The organism is Chryseobacterium sp. BLS98 (assembly GCF_001045445.1).
GTDB lineage: Bacteria > Bacteroidota > Bacteroidia > Flavobacteriales > Weeksellaceae > Chryseobacterium.
Genome location: NZ_LFNF01000004.1, coordinates 224,428 through 243,451, shown reverse-complemented (window position 1 = coordinate 243,451; position 19,024 = coordinate 224,428). Strand labels below are relative to the sequence as shown.

The following is a 19,024-nucleotide window of genomic DNA, read 5'->3' as shown; positions in this document are numbered from 1 at the left end:
CTTTTCATTTTATTTCTCTGTTATTGATCCTTTAAATCATTATACGAGCATTAGAATCCCGATAAATTTAAATTCTGGCGTAGATCCATCTTCATTGTTTTTAAATATTTTTTATTTCCATATTTTTTTATAATTTTATTTAAAATTCAACAACCTTATGAAAATCTTATTATTTCCTTTATTCCTGATTCCTGTTGCTTTATCTGCCCAGAAAGAAGATCAAAAACAACCAATGCTGAAAAAAGATACTGCAAAGATTTTCAATTTCAAGCGTATAGGAGATACAAAGGCAAAAACCGATACAGATAAAAAAGAACTCTATAAAATACTTACGGTAAAGCCTAAAGATACAGCAGCATATATAGCTTTAAAGCAATCTGAAAAAAAGGATTATTCAAAATACAAGATCCTGAATCCCGGCATGCCTGAAAAAACACAGGAAGACACAAAAAAGGCTCAGCCTTCTAAATAATTAAAAACAAAAAAATTTATTACTATGGGAAAATTTGTTATCTCGAAAAGGACAGACAATGACTTTAAATTCAATCTTAAAGCCGGAAACGGACAGGTGATCTTAACCAGCCAGGGATATGGCTCCAAATCGTCCTGTGAAAACGGTATAGAATCGGTACGCACCAATTCTCAGGATGATTCTAAATTTGAAAGAAATACGGCAAAGGACGACCGTTGCTATTTCAATTTAAAAGCAGGAAACGGGCAGATCATAGGCACCAGCCAGATGTACGAGTCTGAAAATGGAATGGAAAATGGAATAGAATCTGTAAAAACCAATGCCCCGGGCGCCTCTGTGGAGGATGAAACCGTTATTTAACAATACGTAAAATAATCTTAATAAAAATGTCTTATTTTTTAAGGCATTTTTTATTTTTGTATTCTATTTTCAATTTGAAATGACAAAAGAAGAAATGCTCAACCGAGCCATAAAAATAGCTGATAAAGCACACAAAGGACAAACCGACAAATACCATGCTCCCTACATTGCCCATGTGATGCGCGTGATGGAATACGGCAAAACAATAGACGAAAAAATCGTAGGTGTCCTGCATGATGTGGTGGAAGACAACCCGGAAGAGTTCAGCCTGGATTATTTAAGAACTGAAGGCTTTCCCGAATACATTATTTTTGCCATCAGCTGTCTGACCAAATTTGATCCCGAAGAAGATTATGATGAATTCGTTAAAAGAACAGAAAGATCTCCTCTAGCTGTTGCAGTAAAGCTTAATGACCTTCGTGACAATATGGATCTCAGAAGAGTAAACAGAGAACTGACTCCTAAAGATATTAAAAGGTTTAACAAATACCTGAAAGCCTACCGTTATCTGATAGAAAAATATTAATCCGCTCCGGGGAAATCATACGTTTTTGTAGGATGGTTCGTACCGTCGATATTGATGTTCAGGGCCAGGTAGATAAAGTGAAGGTTTTTATTACCCTTTGCTTCAAATTCACGCTGCCATAAATAACCTGTCAGGATCCCGAAAACATCATCTATCTGATAGCCAAACCCTCCATATACCCTGTTTCTTGCAAAAGTAGGTTTCATCGGGCTTACCAGGAAAATTTCGTCATAGGCATTGGCGAAAACAGTTCCTTTTTTTATCGTTTTTGCATTAAGGGGAACACTTACGTTCAGACGGTATCTGTAACGCATTCTTTGGGAAGCTTTGTCCGTCGCAGGTTCATAAAACCAGCTCTTTTCTGCACGAAAACGGTTTTCAAACTTGACGATTCCTTTCTTAAGATCGATCACGTCCTGCAGCCAGACTCTGAATTCCTCTCTGCTCAGACTGTGATCTTTATAATTCACATATCTTCCAAGACCTATAAATGGTTTGTGGTTTTTGGTAAGATTATAGCCTACTCCCCCTTTGATCTCGTAATAATCCGGATAAGTATAATCTTCGTTTCCTCGGAGCTGACCTTCTGCATAGAGGAAAAATTTGGGATGAAACTTGTAGGTCAGAGTCACTGCATTGAAGCTGGAAATGTGTTCCTGGGCTTTTAAAAAGGTCATACTTAAAAGTATACTCAAACTGAAAAAAAGTTTCATAAAAAATTTTTGCAAAAATAATCGATTTAACAATTTGTTAATGTTAATTTTTATTAATCACGAATTAACATTTATTTAATATTGATCGTATATGAGAAGCCCAAATGAAACCACCTCTGAGGCATTTCAACTCCGAATGCTTCCGTGTATTTGGTATTCGTTAAATTATTAATCAGTACATAAACCGAAAAGTCTTTCCTGGAGAAGCTCAGCTTTTCATCAAGGAGATTATAAGTTCCCAGATTCAGCCTTTCATTGTAACGATAGACCAGTTCATTGGTGAAGTATTTCAGGAATCTGGTTTCAAGTTTGGCCACAACCTGATGTTTCAGGTTATCCACAATATATCTGGAAACCAATCCATTGGACTCCTTGACTTTGCTATCCAGGTAGGTGTATCCTACTGTATATTTCAGCCAGTCAAAAACCCTGTGGCTCAATTCTACTTCAACCCCTTTGGTATCAATCTTTCCGACATTCCGGGCATACCAAACCTTATCGGCAATATCTGTTTTTACCCAGTCGATAGAATTATTGGAATTCCTCATAAATCCGCTCACCTTTGCTAAAATTCTGCTGCTCTGATATTGATATCCAATCTCAGATGAAAGGGCATTTTCAGGAAGAAGATCAGGATTTCCCTGTTCAGTTTTACTTACATAATAAAGGTCTGTAAACGTTGGGACTCTGTGGACTTTGGCAATATTTCCATAGATTTTATTATTCTGATTGAAGTTATATCCCACATCCAAACCGGGATAGAAGAAATTTCCCTCTTTGGAGTAATTCGCCCACGAAATTCCGGGACTGATGTTCAGTTTTTTATCCAGTAAAGAAAAATGATGTTCAAAGAAAACCTGCGAAACAAAACGGTTTCGCTCTCCTAAATTATTACTGGCCAGGAACTCCTTTCTCAGTTCTACACCCACACCGGTCGTTCCCAATCCCCACTGATAACTGGAATTTACTTCTCCTCCAACATTATTTCCAATATGCATATTTCTGTAACCATTCGGTTTACTTCGGTCATACAGATACATATCCTGCCCTCTTCTCCAGTAAACATTTGAGTTTAGTTTCAAATTGCCAAAAGTCTGCTGATGTGCCAGGCTCACAATAGAGGCCTGTGTTTCCTCATACTGCTCCGTAGCGTCTTTTGAAGCATAAAAACCATTGGCCCCGAATTTCTTTTCAGAAAAACCGGCCTGCAGCTTAAGATCTCCGTTTTTAATATTCAATTTGCTTTGGTAGAAAACATTACGGATTTCGTAATCCGTATTGTACATATATCCCTGTGATGTGGCAGAATTAACCTGAAGGGAATTAGAAAACTTCTCGTTTCCAAGTTGAGCATTGAAACCGAATCCGTACGTTTCATAGTCTCCGCCTTCAGCACTTATTTTCACCCGTTTTCCAGGGTTCGTTTTTGTAATAATATTAATAACACCGGCATAAGCATTCTGACCGAACCTTCTGGCTGCCGGCCCTTTGATGATCTCAATTCTTTCCACATCATCCATATCTACAGGAACGTTCATGGAATTGTGGCCGGTCTGGGAATCATTCATCCTGATGCCATTCAGCAACAGCAGAACCTGCTCAAAAGAACTTCCCCTGAATCCTATATCGCTCTGCACACCATTGGCCCCTCTCCTTCTGATATCCATTCCCGGAACCTGCTGAAGAACTTCATCAATACTTTTTGCAGGAGAATTTGCAATATCTTCCTTTCTAATAACGGTAATATTCTGATTGGCGCTTTTATAAGGTGTAGAAATAAACTTTCCCTGAAATTCAATAATTTCAATATCCGTTGTTTTTTCCTGCGCATGCACGTAAAGTATTAATCCCAATAAAAAAATACTTCCAATCTTCTTGATCATAATGGTTCCCGTTTTGTTCTTAATCAGTTTCTTTAATAATGGGCTCAAAAGTAAGGGAGTTCCTGAAGACAGGCAAATGATACTTGTCATAAAAAAAGATGCAGTACGGATATACTGCATCTTTTGATGGGAATAATTTTATCTTTTTCTCATTAAATGTGTAACAAGATCTCTGAATAACTTTCTCATTTCTATATTACATATTTATGAATACAATTTTAACTAATTTTAAAATACAAAGCAATAGTAAAATGCAAAAACATAATGAAATTTATCAATAGTTTTAAAATACAATAAGAATATACCATTTGAATAACCTGTAGGAGAATTTTTTTATTCCAGGCTATGCTTTAATTCATAAAGCAAATATTCCCTTCTCTGTAATCTCGGATTATATATTTGTATTGGATAAATTTAAGCACACTTTTTCCGCTAAAAATTCGTAATTTTGTGGGTCTTAATTTTGTGATGATCAATCTTCTTTTTACATCTTTTTGGCCTCACTTACATGGAAGTAAAGAGGTATTGCAGGACCGGAATACAAAGAAATACACCATCATCTAAGAATAAGTCTCAGTCAGTATAATTTCAATAAAAAGCATGACTAAAACAATAGAAATAGATATAAAAAAGCAGATCTTCGTTAAGAACGCACATCTTAACAATCTGAAGCATATAGACGTTCTCATTCCGAAAAATAAACTGATCGTGATTACAGGTGTTTCCGGAAGCGGAAAATCTTCCCTGGCATTCGATACCATTTATGCTGAAGGACAGAGAAGATATGTGGAAAGCTTAAGTTCATATGCCCGCCAGTTTTTAGGTAAGCTGGAAAAACCAAAAGTGGACGATATTAAAGGACTTGCCCCTTCTATTGCCATACAGCAGAAAGTGATTTCTTCCAACCCCCGCTCTACGGTAGGGACTTCTACGGAAATCTATGATTATATGAAGCTTCTTTTCGCCAGAATCGGGAAAACATTTTCGCCGGTTTCAGGTGAGGAAGTAAAGAAAGATTCTGTTTCGGATGTGATAGATTTTATCAAAGCTTCCAAAAAAGAGACCTCATTTTTACTGACGGCTCCTTTGGAATATGATGCCACCAATTTTAAAGAAACGTTGAATGTTTTAAAATTAGCCGGTTTCACAAGGCTTGAGATCAATGGTAATGTAGCCGGTATCGAAGACCTGGAAAGTTTTGGATTTACACCGGAAAAAGGAATGGTAATCAATCTCGTGATCGACCGTTTTTCTTATGAAGAAGATGAGAGTTTCCTTCAGAGGCTGGCAGATTCTATCCAGATGGCATTTTACGAAGGACATGGCTATTGTGCCCTGAAGAATCCCGATTCCGGAAAAGTAAAAGAATTTTCCAATAAATTTGAGCTTGACGGCATGGAGTTCCTGGAACCGAATGTTCATTTTTTCAGCTTTAACAATCCATACGGAGCATGTCCCGCCTGTGAAGGATACGGAAAAGTAATCGGAATAGATGAGGACCTTGTAGTTCCGAATAAAACTTTATCTGTTTATGAGGATGCGGTAGTCGCCTGGAGAGGAGAAAGTATGAGCGAGTGGAAAAAAGCATTCATCAAAAAAGCCGGTGATTTTCCAATCCACAAGCCTTATCACCAGCTGACTAAGGAACAGAAAAGCTTCTTGTGGAAAGGAGACGGAAAAAGCAGCTTCCCTTCGATTAATAATTTCTTCAAAATGCTTGAAGAAAACCTGTATAAGATCCAATACCGCGTTATGCTGTCCAGATACAGGGGAAAAACACTGTGCCCTACCTGTGAAGGTTTGAGACTCCGTGAAGAAACCAGCTGGGTAAAAGTAGACGGACACAATATCCAGTCCATGATTGAGCTTCCGCTGGATGAGCTGTATCCTTTAATAGATGGGCTGAAACTTTCCGAACACGATCAGGATGTTGCCAAAAGATTATTGTACGAGATCAAAACCCGTATTGAATTTTTATTAAAAGTAGGTTTAGGTTATTTAACTTTAAACAGAACCTCCAATACCCTTTCCGGTGGTGAAAGTCAAAGGATTAACCTTGCCACCAGCCTGGGAAGTTCCCTTGTAGGATCGATCTATATTCTGGATGAACCTTCTATCGGACTGCATTCAAGAGATACGGAAAATCTGATCGGAGTTTTAAAGAATCTCCGTGACCTGGGAAATACCGTAATTGTGGTAGAACATGATGAAGATGTTATGAAAGCTGCAGATTACATCATCGATATTGGCCCGGAAGCAGGTTATCTTGGAGGCGATCTTGTATTCGCCGGAGATTATAATGATCTTAAAAATGCAGATACCCTTACTTCAAAATATTTAACCGGAAGAATGGAAATTGAAGTTCCTAAAAAGCGCAGAAAAGCTAAGGAATGGATCCACATCAAAGGAGCAAGACAAAATAATTTAAAGAATATAGACGTAGATGTCCCTCTTGAAAGCCTTACGGTGATCTCAGGGGTTTCCGGAAGCGGAAAATCTACGCTGATGAAGGAAATTTTAACCAATGACATCCAGATCCAGCTTGGAATGGGTGGCAAAAAAGGAGATTATGACTCTGTAGAATTTCCTAAGAAGCTGATCAAAAACATCGAGTTGATCGACCAGAATCCGATTGGAAAATCCTCCCGTTCCAATCCTGTTACCTATCTGAAAGCCTATGACGATATCAGGGATCTTTTCGCCAAACAGAAAGTTTCAAAAATGATGGGTTACAAGCCTAAGCATTTCTCTTTCAACGTAGACGGCGGAAGATGTGATGAGTGTAAAGGAGAAGGTGTGATCAACGTATCCATGCAGTTCATGGCGGATATTGAACTTGAATGCGAGGTATGTAAAGGAACCCGTTTCAAAAACGAGATCCTGGAAGTGAAATTTGATGAAAAAAGCATTTCCGATATTCTTCATATGACGGTGGACGAAGCTTTGGAATTTTTTAAAGACAATAACGAAGAAAAAATCGTTACCAAACTGAAACCTCTCCAGGAAGTCGGATTAGGTTATCTGCAGCTTGGGCAGAGCTCTTCTACCCTTTCCGGCGGTGAAGCACAGCGTGTAAAGCTGGCTTCATTCCTTGTTAAAGGAGTAACCACAGACAAAACCTTGTTTATCTTCGATGAACCTTCTACAGGACTTCATTTCCATGACATTCAGAAATTACTGAAGTCCCTCCAGGCATTAATCGACCTTGGTCATTCTGTGATTGTTATTGAGCATCAGCCAGATATCATCAAATGTGCAGATTATATCATCGACATCGGCCCTGAAGCTGGAAAATACGGCGGTGAAGTTGTTTTTGCCGGAACTCCGGAAGACCTTGCCAAGGATAAAAAGTCCCATACTGCAAAATACATCAAGGAAAAACTAGAAAACTAAATAAAACAGAGAGCCAAATGGCTCTCTGTCTTTTTATCATCATACCTTTACTTATACATTATAAAGAAAGGGACTCTGTTTAATGTAAGTCCTGTCATCGATCTGGGAAACCAAAAATTCAGACAGGTCTGCCGCACTGATTTTCTCTCCCAGACAATCTGTAAGGTTCGTTTCCTTTTTAAACCGTTCGGCAGTCGGGATTATTAGCGGAAGCCTGACCAATGTCCAATCCAGATGGCTGTTCACCAGAAGGTCATATTCATCCTGCTTATCTTGTGTTGTTTTGGGATAATTCTGGTACATCCAGTCTGTAGCTGCTTTTACTTTGCTGTTTTTATGATCAAAAGGAGTATCTACGTTCAAACCGGTAATTGTTATATACCGTTTAATTCCATGAAGATTCATAGACTGTATAACATTTTTTGTTGAATCTGTAAATATGGGATCCTCCCCGACGGGTTGCCCTATTTTACTGATTACCGCATTACAACCCGTAATGAGACGGTTTACAGACTCAAAATCCCTTGCATCTCCCTGTACAATTTCAATTAAAGGACTTTCTATAGTTAAATTTCCGGGAGTACGAAGCAAAAGCCTGATGGGATATTCTTTTTCCAGAAGCTCATGGATAAGATAATGTCCTGATTTTCCGGTGCCGCCTATCACGGCAATTGTATTTGTTTTCATAATGATCTCTTTTTGTTAATGAATAGAATCTAATAAAGATGAAGAACAGCTCATGTCCTTTATCATTCTTTGATTTTAAATAATAAAGAATTTAGGTTCAGAAAAAAAAGAACCCTAGATTTCAAGCACTTAGAAATGTACTTGAACAAGTAGTGATATTTATAAAGAGATATTAATAGTTCAAAGATAATTATTTTTCCTGAAAAGAAATACCTATCCTTTATTTTGTAAAATATTCATTAATTTTCCTTAATTGAAACCATATGAAATATAAAATAAGAGGTTATGCCATATTCAAGAAATAGCTTGACTAAGCTTGTACCAGAGTTGTATGTAACTGACATCAGAACAAGTTTATCATTCTGGTGCGGCCTGATTGGCTTTTCGGTGCTTTATGACCGCCCTGAAGAAGGTTTTGCCTATCTGAACCTGGATGGTGCTCATGTTATGCTTGAACAACGTACCGAAACCGACAGAACGTGGGAAACAGCTCCGTTTAGCTACCCATTAGGACGGGGAATTAATCTTCAGATTAAAGTCCCGGATACTGAACCCATTCTCTTTCGTTTGGCAGAAGCCGGAATTCCATTATTTATGAATTTAGAGGAAAAATGGTATCGTGCAGATAATGTGGAATTGGGACAAAAACAGTTTTTGGTAATGGATCCGGATGGCTATTTGCTACGCTTGATCGTTGATTTAGGAGAACGGGGCATTATTGATAACGGTAAATAGATATGACTGCTTACCATATCACCGTCCAGCCCGCTAATATCAAGAGAAGAAAATACTTAATAATTATATTCTACAACAAATTGAAAAACAATTATTTACAATCTTATCCACAACAAATTGTGGATAAGTTGTGAATTTTAACATTTAATTCATGTTTTGTATTAAAAATAGTGCTACATTTACTATGTAATACAACTGAAATGAAATCATTTTTTGCTTTTTTCAGCTTTGAAATTGCAATTAAATTTGAAATAAAAATTTAAGCACAGCATTGTCGGCTGTGCTTTTTATTGTTGTCTAATTAAAAAAATGAGATGTATTTATCTACTGGATCCGCTCCTAAAGAGCGGATTCTTTTATGCAAAGAATTTTGCAGAAAATTATTTGGAGAGATAAGCTGAAAATAATATGAAAAATAAAAGATTTCGGAATATCAAAGTCTTTTGTTTTTTTTAATTTAATTAGTATTTTTATTCCCCTTAAAGGCTCCATAGTTCAACGGATAGAATAGAAGTTTCCTAAACTTTAGATCCAGGTTCGATTCCTGGTGGAGCTACTTTAATTATTATTGAGAATATTTTAATTGAAAGATTGTTTATAGCCCAAAGGAGTAACTTCCATTTTCTTTTTAAACAGCTTGTTGAAAGACTGCGGATGCTCAAATCCTAAAGCATAAGCCACTTCGGATACGGAAAAACTGGTTCCGGTAAGGTATTCTTTAGCCTTTTCGATCAGCTTTTCATGGATATGCTGCTGGGCATTCTGTCCCGTAAGATTTCTCAGCATGTCACTCAGATAATGCGGTGAAAGATTCATCTCCGAAGCAAGGAATTCCACCGTAGGAAGCCCTTTGGTTAACGTTTCCTGTCTGTTGAAATAATCATCCAGTATTGTTTCCATTTTGGATAATAGATCGTTGTTGACTGCTTTTCTTGTGATAAACTGTCTTTTATAAAAACGGTTGCTGTAGTTCAGCAAAACCTCGATATAGGAAATAATTACATCCTGACTTACCTCATCAATGGCAGTATTCAATTCATTCATAATATTGTCCAGCAATCCGGTTATGGTTGTTTTCTCCTGATCGGACAAGTGCAGTGCCTCATTCGTATCGTAAGAAAAGAAACCGAATTTTTTGATACTCTTTGCCAACGGATAGGTCCGTATAAAATCCGGATGCACCAGTAGTGTATACCCACAGTAGGAAGTATCCGCTTCTGTGGACAGAATCTGTCCGGGTGCTGTAAACATCATTCCTCCTTCATTAAAATCATAATATCCCTGCCCATATCCCATTTTCCCATTTTTAGAAAACTTATAGGAAATCTTATAAAAATTCAGATAAAAGCTTCGGTCCAGAAATTCTTTATGAACAATCATTTTCGTATTATCTACCAGGCTCACCAGCGGATGAAGCGGCTTTGGAAGCTGCAGCATACTGTGAAGCTCCGATATCGACGAAATTTTTATTGGAGTATTATCTTTCTTTTCCATAGTATAAAGTTATTAAATATTTAAATGAAAACAGCACAAGCAGGTTACCCGTGCTGCTTCCATATTTGGGCATATTAGATAAACTGCTTTCCAAACTCTTCCCGGAAAGCTTCAGCTCCCAGTTCCAGACGCTGTGCATATATTGCTTTTGCATCTTCTCCTGCTACGTATCTCAATTGTTTCTTACCATCTGTAGCTGCTTCGTAAACAACCTCAGCAATCTGCTCCGGCTCGGAAGCCGCAGCCATCATTCCTTCCATACTTGAAAAAAGAGAATTCGTCATTTCCTCGTAGGCAGGGCTGGTTGCTGCATCCAGAGAGCGGCTTACAAAATCGGTCTTGATTCCTCCCGGAGATACGGTTTTGATATCAATGCCAAATTTGTTCAGCTCGTAAGCCATACTTTCGCTCCAGCCTTCCAAAGCCCATTTAGTAGCATGGTAGGTTGATCCTAAAGGAAAGGCGACCAATCCGCCGATTGAAGTGGTAGAAATAAACATCCCGCTTTTTCTTTCTCTGAAATAAGGAATAAATGCCTGTGTCACACGGATCACTCCAAGAAGATTGGTATCCAGCTGTTTCAGAATCTGCTCATCTTTTAAAGCTTCCAAAGGACCAATAAGTCCGTATCCGGCATTGTTGAAAACTACATCTACGTTTCCAAGTTCAACAGCTTTATTAACGGTTGACTTTATCTGTTCCAGGTTGGTAACATCCAGCGGAAGCACAGTTACATTGTCCAGAGCGGCAAGTTCAGGTGCGGCATCAGGGTTTCTCATTGTAGCAATTACGTTCCATCCTCTGCTTTGAAATAATCGGGCAGCCGCTTTTCCTAATCCTGTTGAAGCGCCTGTTATAAAAATTGTTTTCATTTTGTTCTGTATTAAATTAACAGGACAAAGGTCAGCATTAGCAAGAAAGCTAAAGTTGCCAAATTGGACGAACGTGTAGCCAAAATGAATTTATCCTAAAAAATAAAAGCTCAGAGTTTATACCTGAGCTTTTTCAAAAAAAGAATAGACATTAGCTTCTATCCTTTTATATTGTATATTTTAAAATTTATAGACAAATGCATTAATGTTCATCCCTGCACCTACTGATGCAAACAGCACAATGTCTCCTTCTTTTATTTCATGGGAAGGAAGTTCGCCATTAAGGATCATACCAAGTAAAGTCGGAATGGTAGCTACGCTGCTATTCCCCAATTTATTAATTACCATGGGCATAATATTCTCCGGCATTGGCAGATCATAAAGCTGGTAAAAACGTTTTACAATGGCTTCATCCATTTTTTCATTGGCCTGATGGATAATAATTTTATCAAGCTGGCCGATGGAGTATCCACTTGCATCCATACACTTCTTCATAGCATCCGCTACATTTACAAGAGCAAATTCGTAGATCTTGCGGCCATCCATTTTGATATATTTCGTATCAGGACAGCTTTCGTTATTGTATGATTTACCAAAGAAAAGAAAATCTTTTTCCGTCAGGGTATAAGAAGCCGATAAGTGAGATTGTATACCCCTCTCATCTTCACTGATTTCCAGGACAGCTGCTCCTGCTCCATCTGCATAGATCATACTGTCTCTGTCATGGATATCAACCACTCTGGAAAGTGTTTCAGCGCCTACAACAAGGCATCGTTTGGCAATGCCTGATTTAATGAAAGCATTAGCCTGTATCACCCCTTCAATCCAGCCCGGGCATCCGAAAAGTACATCGTACGCCACACAGAAATTATTTTTAATTTTCAGTAGATGCTTTATCCTTGAAGCCAGGCTTGGAACACTATCTGACTGGACTGTCCCAAAACGGACATCTCCAAAATTATGGGCAAATATGATGTAATCCAGGGTTTCGGGATCTATTTTTGAATTTTCTATCGCTCTCTGGGCTGCAATTAGTCCCAGATCAGAGGTCACCTGATGTTCAGATGCATATCTCCGTTCTTCTATGCCGGTAATTTCTTTGAGCTTTCTGGCAATAATATCATTTGCTTCCTTTAATGACTCCCCGTTTTTATTAATAAAATGATGCTGGTCAAAAAATAAATTTGTAATTGTTTCCGGCGGAATATAATGGCCGACTCCTATAATCTTGCTTGTCATTAAAATAATTATAATTTTTTTAAACTCATTTTGTTTTTTTTCATGAATTTTAATATCCTACAATAATAACGATAAAATATCTATTAATCGTATGATAAAAATATAATTGAATATTTATATTAATATTCAGAGCATACAATGATGAATTTCCTATCTAGTATACTTCTTCCGTTTATTCTCTTTTAATGAGTTCCGGAAAATAATCCAGATCGTATTGCTAGCTTTTTTTGTAAATTCGCACGTCTATGGCAGCCTATATTCTTGACAATACAAGCATCAGTACACTTTCTGTGTATGATCTTCTGAAGCATACCTCAGGTAGTGCATTTCTGGAGCTCAGGGATTTTCAGGATATTTACCCGGCTGTCATTGAAAGCAATCATGGAATTTTCAGCAAGCGGTCTCCTTTGAATGACTATCCTGATGTTTCCGTAAGCCAGATAGGAAGCTCTATTGTAAGTACATGCACATGCAGCAGTCCTAAAGACAAGCTTTGCGTACATCAGGCAGAAGTGATGCACGGAATCTTAGAAGAGAAAAACTTCAGAACTTTTTTTGATCCTTTTCTCCGCAAGAAACTGTTTATTACCAAAGCAAAAAGTTACGGCCTGGAAAATGAACCTGATCTCGATATGTATTTCGAATTAAAATACACAGACCATAAAATTGAGGTTCATCCTAAGATCAAAGAAATGCTGCCTATTGATGAAGACCTTTTTAAACAGCATCTTATTCCTCAGCGTTCATCGGTAATCCACGAACTGGCATTACAGGACAGCGGAAAAAGAAAAATACTGGTTATCGGGAGGCACCGTTACTACAGCCATCTTAATTTTTCTCTTATGGAGGCCGAAACCACCCAGACCGGAAAGATCAAAAATCCCGTACAGCCTGTTGATGCCATGCAGCTCATCTGGAATGCCGAAGAACCTCAGCATATTAAATTTTATACTGCTGTTTCAGCATTTCAGAATAATTATAACGAAGATTACAATACCGCTGAACTGGAAGCCCTGAAGCTGATCGTAGAGAATCCACTCGGTTTGGAGACTTATTATCACGACAGGGAACTTTCCGAAACTATATCATCCAAATCTCTCGTACCTATCCACCTTGAACTTTTAAAGGCCGAAGTACAGCTTAATGTATTCAAGAAAGATCCTTTTTATGAAGTAACAGGAGAGCTGCAATTCAATGATATTTCCATTCCTTTTAAAAATGTAATGATCCGGAATGAATACTTTGTCTACAGCAGAAATACGTTCAGTTTTGTACATGATTCTGATATGCTGAGGGTAATCAGGTTTTTTAAAGCCAATAACGAGATTTTGCTTGTTCATACCTCAAAATATGAAGCATTCATGCAGAATGTCCTTTCTTCACTGGAGGAACGCATTCACATCAATTACAACTATATACAGCCTGCAGCATCAATCCAGCTTGAAGAAAAAGATCACAGGAATGAACGGATCATTTATCTCCGGCAGCAGGGAAATTATATTGCTCTGACTCCGGTTATGAAATACGGACAGGTAGAAGTGGCCGTTTATTCAAGGAAACAGCTTTTTGATACTGACCAGAACGGTAATGTATTTAAAATTGACAGAAGTGACGCTGAAGAATCACGTTTTACTTCCCTGATCCTGAAGCAGCATCCTGACTTTGAAGAACAGATGGATGGGTATGATTATTTTTATCTGCACAAAGATAAATTTCTGGATCAGGACTGGTTTCTTCATGCCTTTGACGTATGGAGAAATGAAGGGATTATTATTCTTGGGTTCAATGAGCTTAAAAACACTAAACTCAACTCTTATAAAGCCAAGGTCAATATTCAGATTACCAGCGGACTGGATTGGTTCAATGCTAAATTAAAAGTCAGTTTCGGCCAGAAAGAGGCTGCCCTGAAACAGCTTCACCGTGCGATCCGGAACAGAAGCAAATTTGTTCAGCTGGATGACGGAACCCTTGGAGTTCTCCCGGAAGAATGGATCAGCAGAATGAATGAGTTTTTCCGGATCGGGGAAATTGAAGCTGAAGATCTTAAAATCCCAAAAATCAATTTTACAGAAGTATCTTCATTGTTTGAGAAAGATATTTTAAGCAGCGAGGTACAGGAAGAGCTTTCTTCTTACTCACTTCAGTTTTCATCGGTTAAAGATATTCCCTACACCAGTATTCCTTCAGGGTTAAATGCATCATTGAGGGATTATCAGCATGACGGGCTGAACTGGCTGAATTTTTTGGACGGGTTCAATTTCGGCGGATGTCTTGCTGATGATATGGGTCTCGGAAAAACACTACAGGTACTTGCTTTTATTCTTTCCCAGCGGGAAAAACGCGGACCTGTCACCAATCTTATTGTAGTTCCCACTTCTCTGCTGTTCAACTGGCAAGAAGAAATAGATAAGTTTGCCCCTTCCATAAAAACTATGGTACATTATGGAGCCGACCGACTGAAAGCTACGGAACATTTTTCTGAATACGAGGTCATACTGATCAGCTACGGAATGCTGCTTTCGGATATCCGCTTCCTGAAAAATTTCCGCTTCAACTGTGTTTTCCTTGATGAATCACAGACCATTAAGAATCCTGATTCAGAAAGATACAAAGCTACGCGTCTGCTGAATTCAAGAAACAGGTTCGTTCTTACCGGAACGCCTGTTGAGAACAATACTTTCGATCTTTACAGCCAGCTTTCTTTTGCCTGTCCGGGGCTTTTGGGAAGCAAGCAGTATTTTAAAGATATTTACGCTGTCCCTATTGATAAATTTGAATATGGTAAACGTGCCCAGGAACTTCAGCAGAAAATAAGGCCTTTTATTCTCCGCAGGACCAAAAAACAGGTAGCCAAGGAGCTTCCGGAAAAAACAGAAATGGTTATTTACTGCGAAATGAATGCTGAACAGCGCAAAATTTATGATGCTTACGAAAAAGAGCTTCGTGAATTTATTGCTGCCAATGACGACGATGACCTGAATAAAAACAGCATGCATGTCCTTACAGGGCTTACCCGGCTCCGGCAGATCTGTAATTCTCCTGTCCTTTTAAAAGAAGGATATTCCGGTGATCATGCTGTAAAGGTAGAAATACTGATGGAACAGATCCAAAACAAGTCCAGGGGCCATAAAATATTGGTATTCTCACAGTTTGTAGAGATGCTGGATTTAATTAAAACTGAACTTGAAAATAAAGAAATTCCATTTGAATATCTTACCGGGCAAACGAAAAACAGAGGTAAAGTTGTGAATCATTTTCAGGAAAATGACGAAATCCGGGTATTTCTGATCAGTTTAAAAGCAGGAGGTGTAGGACTTAACCTTACCGAAGCAGATTATATCTACCTCGTAGATCCGTGGTGGAATCCTGCAGCTGAGAACCAGGCCATTGACCGGAGCTACCGGATCGGGCAGACCAAAAATGTAATTGCTGTCCGGCTTATCTGCTCCAATACGGTTGAAGAGAAAATCTTAAGCCTGCAGAAAAAGAAAAATGAACTGGCCCAGAATCTGCTTCAAACGGATGGAAACGGAATTCAGAAGCTTTCAAAGCACGATTTACTGGAAATACTGGATTCAAAAATTTAAAAATTTTTAGAGGTAGATATTAAACTGTTGGGATAATCTTCTTTGCAAAAATTTTTATAAGGCTATTTTAACGCAAAGTTTAATTTTGATTATCTGCGATTGATTTGATTAAGCAGCAGGTATATCTTTCTGTTTTTAAACTGTTATTTTTATAAGCTTTCTTTATTTTTCATAAAAGAAAACCGACAGATAAATCTGCCGGCTTAAAAAAACAAAAATTGATATGGATATGATTAGATAAAGTGTTTATTTTTTGATGATTTTCTCAGTAATAATTTTTTTATCACCGGTATATATCCTGATCAGGTAGGTTCCGGTTGCCAGACGATCCATATTGACTATGCCTGAGGTTCCTTCCAGGATTTTTTGTGCTGATAAGTTGTAAACTTCATATTTTTCAAACTTCTCTTCAGTTTTTAATATAACAGTTCCTGATGTAGGATTCGGGTAAATTATTGCTGACGATTTTTTTACAGCTTCTGATGTAGCCAGATTGGACGCCAGTACATTCAGTGTATAATCTTCAACCTGTCCTATGAACCATCCTGCAGGGCAGGGCAGATTTTCGAGGGTTCCCATCCATGAACTTGATTCATAAGCTTTGACAATTCTGAAACGGGTCTCGTCCAGCACAGCATCGGCCGGAATTGTAATGGTTCCGGTCGTCACCCCCGATTCTTTACCCGGAATAGGATCGGAATTATCCAGGTAGCCAAGGTTGAATATCTCGTGGGCATCAAATGTATTATTATGATTAAGATCGATGTATGCATAAACCGAAACAGTAGTTTGCCCCTGTGTTTCTCCTGTTATCGTTATGGGATAAGAATTTCCTCTATTCACATTGAAAACCGTACCGGTAAAGTTCTCCAGCGCATCGGAAGTACTGTTTACAGAGCTTTCATTTGTAATCCCGGCAAATTCTACTTTGGTAATTTCGCTAACGGTAAGGGTAGAGACATTTTCAGTTCCACAATACGGGGCTGGGAAAACAATTGTATTTCCTGTAATATTAACGGTATAATCTTCTGCCTGTCCTGCCCTAAGGCTGGTATCACATGCTGTAAGAATAGAATTGGGTGCATTGGGATTGGAATAAGCAGCTGTGTTTGTATTTTTCAGCACTCTCATTCTTGTACTACCTGTTGCTGCATGAGCGGGAACTGAAACCGTACCGGTTACTGTTAAGGCATTGAAGGGATTCGCTGCTTCAAGTCTCCCAATATAAAAGCTTTCTCCTGCATCATCAAAGCTTCCGTTTTTATTAAAATCAATGAATACCATCACATCACTCGGGAAAGTGCTGGAAGGCCCTTTTACAGAGATCTGATAATTGTTCCCTGCCTGAATATCTGCTGACATTGAAGTAAAATCTTCATATACCTGCACATTGGCCGATTGTGATGTTGATGTATTATTGATGGTTCCAAAGCTGACATTGGTAATCATATTGCTGTCCGCGCCATACTGAAATGCCGGTGTACAATACTGCCCGTTCATCATCATATAAAATACCACCGCAGAAAGAGTAGATAGTTTCTTCATTAATTCCTATATTTTGTTGAGACAAATTTATATTTATTTAGAATTAATAAAAATAACAAACGAATGATATTTATCAGCTTTCGATAAATTGACTAAAAACGAGTAAAATAAATTAATTAAAGCTTAGAAATATTAAGATCAATATAGAAATTGCTGACATACTTTTACAACAAATTTATGCTCTTGAAAGCTGATCCAGCTTTTTCAAAAGTGTTGGTATTCTGTAAGCTCCGTGCATTCTCTTTACTTTTGGAAGAATATCATCTACATCTGCTCCTTTTGCAGTGAGGAATAAAGGGGTTTTGCTTTCCCCTCTCAGGACATTTCTTCTTTGGGAATCCGGTGATGCAAACTCATTTTTTGCAATCCCGATAATAGCATATTTATGGTCCAGACCTTTATAAAGATAGCCTCCAAGCCCTATTTTGCCATCATTATCAAGAGTTACGTAACCATCAACAATAATAATATCCCCTTCTTTTAAGTCAATTTTTTTCAGCAGACTCAAAATGCAGGGCAATTCCCTTTTATAAAAAGCACCACTTTCATACCCGGAACTGATGAGGGTTTTTTCAGTGAAGATTCCGGATTCAATTTCCGAAGTCCAGTCTTCAAACGCAATACATACGGTATTGGCATGATCATCATAGTAATAAGTATCAAAAGCGTAAATCATATTTTTTTATGTCATTAAAAAAATTCGCCAAAATGCCACAAAATCCCGGATGGATCGTGTACGAAGCATTCTTTTCCCCAATCCATTGTCCTGACCGGAGTAAGCTTTACGCCTTTATACTTTTCAGTAAGATTCAGGGTCTGAAGTTCCTTCCAAAAGTCATCTGTATTAATCACTTCCATAAAGATCATAGTATTGTCTACCCAATCTTTAGCATAATAATCCTGAAGATAAAAAGCTGTTTCCTGTCTTTTAAACAAGGACATTTTAGGCTCAAGAATTACTTCTTCAAACCCAAGGTCTCTGTAGAAGCTCCGGCTTATTTCGAAATTTTTGGCTCCTATGAAGGGCCTGATAGATTTTACTTCCTGTATCATGATTTTCTGCTTTTCCAGTTGTTATAAGTCATTTCAAATTTGATTTCTCCCTTTCCATGCGTTCCTGTTTCTTTCCAACCTGATTTTCTGTAGAATATTTCAGCTCTTGTATCGGGAGAGGTTCCCAGCCACATCTTTTCTTTAGTCTGCCCGAAATACCAGTTGAGCATGATATCATGAAGCTTTCGTCCGATGCCGATATCCTCAAAATCAGGATGTACAAACAAAGCCCAGATATTATTTTCCCTGAGGTCTGCAATAGAAAAACCGACAATTCGTGACTCTGCTTCACTAACCCAGCCTTTTCCTCTTTCAAACAGGAATTCTTCACAATCTGCATCGGAAACCAATGACGGATCAGAAAGGATGTTTTCTTTAACAGCATTTCTAACGATCTGGATCTGTGGAATATCTTCCGGTCTGGCTTCACGTATGAGTATATCCATTTTAATACTGGCTAGCAAT

General features: G+C 38.1%; 16 protein-coding genes and 1 tRNA gene. 7 read left to right on the top strand and 10 right to left on the bottom strand.

What is annotated here, in order from left to right; genetic code table 11:
• Window positions 1-157 precede the first annotated feature (157 nt).
• The 3 genes from ACM40_RS17030 (at window position 158) to ACM40_RS17020 (ending at window position 1,358) form a co-directional block, all read left to right on the top strand.
• Window positions 158-472 carry a hypothetical protein gene (locus tag ACM40_RS17030; protein WP_048503990.1) on the top strand — a complete coding sequence of 105 codons (315 nt, stop codon included), beginning with the start codon at window positions 158-160 and terminating at the stop codon, window positions 470-472.
• Window positions 473-496: 24 nt separating this feature from the next.
• On the top strand, window positions 497-832 hold the full coding sequence (locus ACM40_RS17025; RefSeq protein ID WP_048503989.1) for a YegP family protein: 336 nt from the start codon (window positions 497-499) through the stop codon (window positions 830-832).
• 79 nt (window positions 833-911) lie between these two features.
• Window positions 912-1,358 carry a phosphohydrolase gene (locus ACM40_RS17020; protein WP_083996895.1) on the top strand — a complete coding sequence of 149 codons (447 nt, stop codon included), beginning with the start codon at window positions 912-914 and terminating at the stop codon, window positions 1,356-1,358.
• Here the strand turns inward: ACM40_RS17020 and ACM40_RS17015 are convergent.
• Window positions 1,355-2,035, bottom strand: coding sequence for a DUF2490 domain-containing protein (locus ACM40_RS17015; RefSeq protein ID WP_228376203.1), 681 nt, complete (start codon window positions 2,033-2,035; stop codon window positions 1,355-1,357). The two genes, ACM40_RS17020 and ACM40_RS17015, sit on opposite strands and share 4 nt — an antisense overlap.
• Before the next feature lie 107 nt (window positions 2,036-2,142).
• A complete protein-coding gene (locus ACM40_RS17010; RefSeq protein ID WP_228376202.1) occupies window positions 2,143-4,044 on the bottom strand; it encodes a TonB-dependent receptor plug domain-containing protein in 1,902 nt (633 codons plus the stop codon).
• A gap of 510 nt (window positions 4,045-4,554) precedes the next feature.
• On the opposite strand from ACM40_RS17010, the gene uvrA reads away from it, so the two are divergent.
• Entirely contained in the window at window positions 4,555-7,347 is a 2,793-nt protein-coding gene (gene uvrA / locus ACM40_RS17005; protein WP_048503987.1) for an excinuclease ABC subunit UvrA, read from the top strand.
• A gap of 51 nt (window positions 7,348-7,398) precedes the next feature.
• On the opposite strand, the gene ACM40_RS17000 is transcribed toward uvrA, so the two are convergent.
• On the bottom strand, window positions 7,399-8,034 hold the full coding sequence (locus tag ACM40_RS17000; RefSeq protein ID WP_048503986.1) for an NAD(P)-dependent oxidoreductase: 636 nt from the start codon (window positions 8,032-8,034) through the stop codon (window positions 7,399-7,401).
• A gap of 327 nt (window positions 8,035-8,361) precedes the next feature.
• Between ACM40_RS17000 and ACM40_RS16995 the strand changes: the two genes are divergently transcribed.
• A complete protein-coding gene (locus tag ACM40_RS16995; RefSeq protein WP_228376201.1) occupies window positions 8,362-8,769 on the top strand; it encodes a bleomycin resistance protein in 408 nt (135 codons plus the stop codon).
• Between the two features lie 484 nt (window positions 8,770-9,253).
• A tRNA-Arg gene (locus tag ACM40_RS16990) sits at window positions 9,254-9,325 on the top strand.
• A 23-nt stretch (window positions 9,326-9,348) separates the two neighbouring features.
• Here ACM40_RS16990 and ACM40_RS16985 read toward each other — a convergent pair.
• The 3 genes from ACM40_RS16985 to ACM40_RS16975 all read right to left on the bottom strand — a co-directional run bounded on the left by ACM40_RS16985 (window position 9,349) and on the right by ACM40_RS16975 (window position 12,374).
• Window positions 9,349-10,263 carry a helix-turn-helix domain-containing protein gene (locus tag ACM40_RS16985; RefSeq protein ID WP_048503984.1) on the bottom strand — a complete coding sequence of 305 codons (915 nt, stop codon included), beginning with the start codon at window positions 10,261-10,263 and terminating at the stop codon, window positions 9,349-9,351.
• A gap of 74 nt (window positions 10,264-10,337) precedes the next feature.
• Window positions 10,338-11,135, bottom strand: coding sequence for an SDR family oxidoreductase (locus tag ACM40_RS16980; protein ID WP_048503983.1), 798 nt, complete (start codon window positions 11,133-11,135; stop codon window positions 10,338-10,340).
• A 180-nt stretch (window positions 11,136-11,315) separates the two neighbouring features.
• Entirely contained in the window at window positions 11,316-12,374 is a 1,059-nt protein-coding gene (locus ACM40_RS16975) for a 3-oxoacyl-ACP synthase III family protein (protein ID WP_048503982.1), read from the bottom strand.
• Between the two features lie 245 nt (window positions 12,375-12,619).
• Here ACM40_RS16975 and ACM40_RS16970 point away from each other — a divergent pair, with 245 nt between their 5' ends.
• Window positions 12,620-15,961 carry a DEAD/DEAH box helicase gene (locus ACM40_RS16970; protein ID WP_048503981.1) on the top strand — a complete coding sequence of 1,114 codons (3,342 nt, stop codon included), beginning with the start codon at window positions 12,620-12,622 and terminating at the stop codon, window positions 15,959-15,961.
• A gap of 246 nt (window positions 15,962-16,207) precedes the next feature.
• Here ACM40_RS16970 and ACM40_RS16965 read toward each other — a convergent pair whose 3' ends face one another.
• The 4 genes from ACM40_RS16965 to ACM40_RS16950 form a co-directional block, all read right to left on the bottom strand.
• Complete coding sequence (locus ACM40_RS16965) at window positions 16,208-17,506, bottom strand: GEVED domain-containing protein (RefSeq protein ID WP_048503980.1); 1,299 nt, start codon at window positions 17,504-17,506, stop codon at window positions 16,208-16,210.
• Between the two features lie 175 nt (window positions 17,507-17,681).
• Window positions 17,682-18,182: an endonuclease V gene (locus ACM40_RS16960; protein ID WP_048503979.1), complete on the bottom strand. Its 501-nt coding sequence runs from the start codon at window positions 18,180-18,182 to the stop codon at window positions 17,682-17,684.
• 14 nt (window positions 18,183-18,196) lie between these two features.
• Window positions 18,197-18,559 (bottom strand): VOC family protein, encoded by a 363-nt coding sequence (locus ACM40_RS16955; protein ID WP_048503978.1) that lies wholly within the window; start codon window positions 18,557-18,559, stop codon window positions 18,197-18,199.
• On the bottom strand, window positions 18,556-19,005 hold the full coding sequence (locus ACM40_RS16950; RefSeq protein WP_228376200.1) for a GNAT family N-acetyltransferase: 450 nt from the start codon (window positions 19,003-19,005) through the stop codon (window positions 18,556-18,558). The genes ACM40_RS16955 and ACM40_RS16950 overlap by 4 nt, the downstream gene beginning before the upstream one ends.
• Between the last annotated feature and the right edge of the window lie 19 nt (window positions 19,006-19,024).

Bases quoted from the DNA above. Each gene is read 5' to 3' on its own strand.
- ACM40_RS17030 (WP_048503990.1), top strand. From the start codon at position 158: ATGAAAATCTTATTATTTCCTTTATTCCTGATTCCTGTTGCTTTATCT.
- ACM40_RS17025 (WP_048503989.1), top strand. From the start codon at position 497: ATGGGAAAATTTGTTATCTCGAAAAGGACAGACAATGACTTTAAATTC.
- ACM40_RS17020 (WP_083996895.1), top strand. From the start codon at position 912: ATGACAAAAGAAGAAATGCTCAACCGAGCCATAAAAATAGCTGATAAA.
- ACM40_RS17015 (WP_228376203.1), bottom strand. From the start codon at position 2,035: ATGACCTTTTTAAAAGCCCAGGAACACATTTCCAGCTTCAATGCAGTG.
- ACM40_RS17010 (WP_228376202.1), bottom strand. From the start codon at position 4,044: ATGACAAGTATCATTTGCCTGTCTTCAGGAACTCCCTTACTTTTGAGC.
- uvrA (WP_048503987.1), top strand. From the start codon at position 4,555: ATGACTAAAACAATAGAAATAGATATAAAAAAGCAGATCTTCGTTAAG.
- ACM40_RS17000 (WP_048503986.1), bottom strand. From the start codon at position 8,034: ATGAAAACAAATACAATTGCCGTGATAGGCGGCACCGGAAAATCAGGA.
- ACM40_RS16985 (WP_048503984.1), bottom strand. From the start codon at position 10,263: ATGGAAAAGAAAGATAATACTCCAATAAAAATTTCGTCGATATCGGAG.
- ACM40_RS16980 (WP_048503983.1), bottom strand. From the start codon at position 11,135: ATGAAAACAATTTTTATAACAGGCGCTTCAACAGGATTAGGAAAAGCG.
- ACM40_RS16975 (WP_048503982.1), bottom strand. From the start codon at position 12,374: ATGACAAGCAAGATTATAGGAGTCGGCCATTATATTCCGCCGGAAACA.
- ACM40_RS16970 (WP_048503981.1), top strand. From the start codon at position 12,620: ATGGCAGCCTATATTCTTGACAATACAAGCATCAGTACACTTTCTGTG.
- ACM40_RS16965 (WP_048503980.1), bottom strand. From the start codon at position 17,506: ATGAAGAAACTATCTACTCTTTCTGCGGTGGTATTTTATATGATGATG.
- ACM40_RS16960 (WP_048503979.1), bottom strand. From the start codon at position 18,182: ATGATTTACGCTTTTGATACTTATTACTATGATGATCATGCCAATACC.
- ACM40_RS16955 (WP_048503978.1), bottom strand. From the start codon at position 18,559: ATGATACAGGAAGTAAAATCTATCAGGCCCTTCATAGGAGCCAAAAAT.
- ACM40_RS16950 (WP_228376200.1), bottom strand. From the start codon at position 19,005: ATGGATATACTCATACGTGAAGCCAGACCGGAAGATATTCCACAGATC.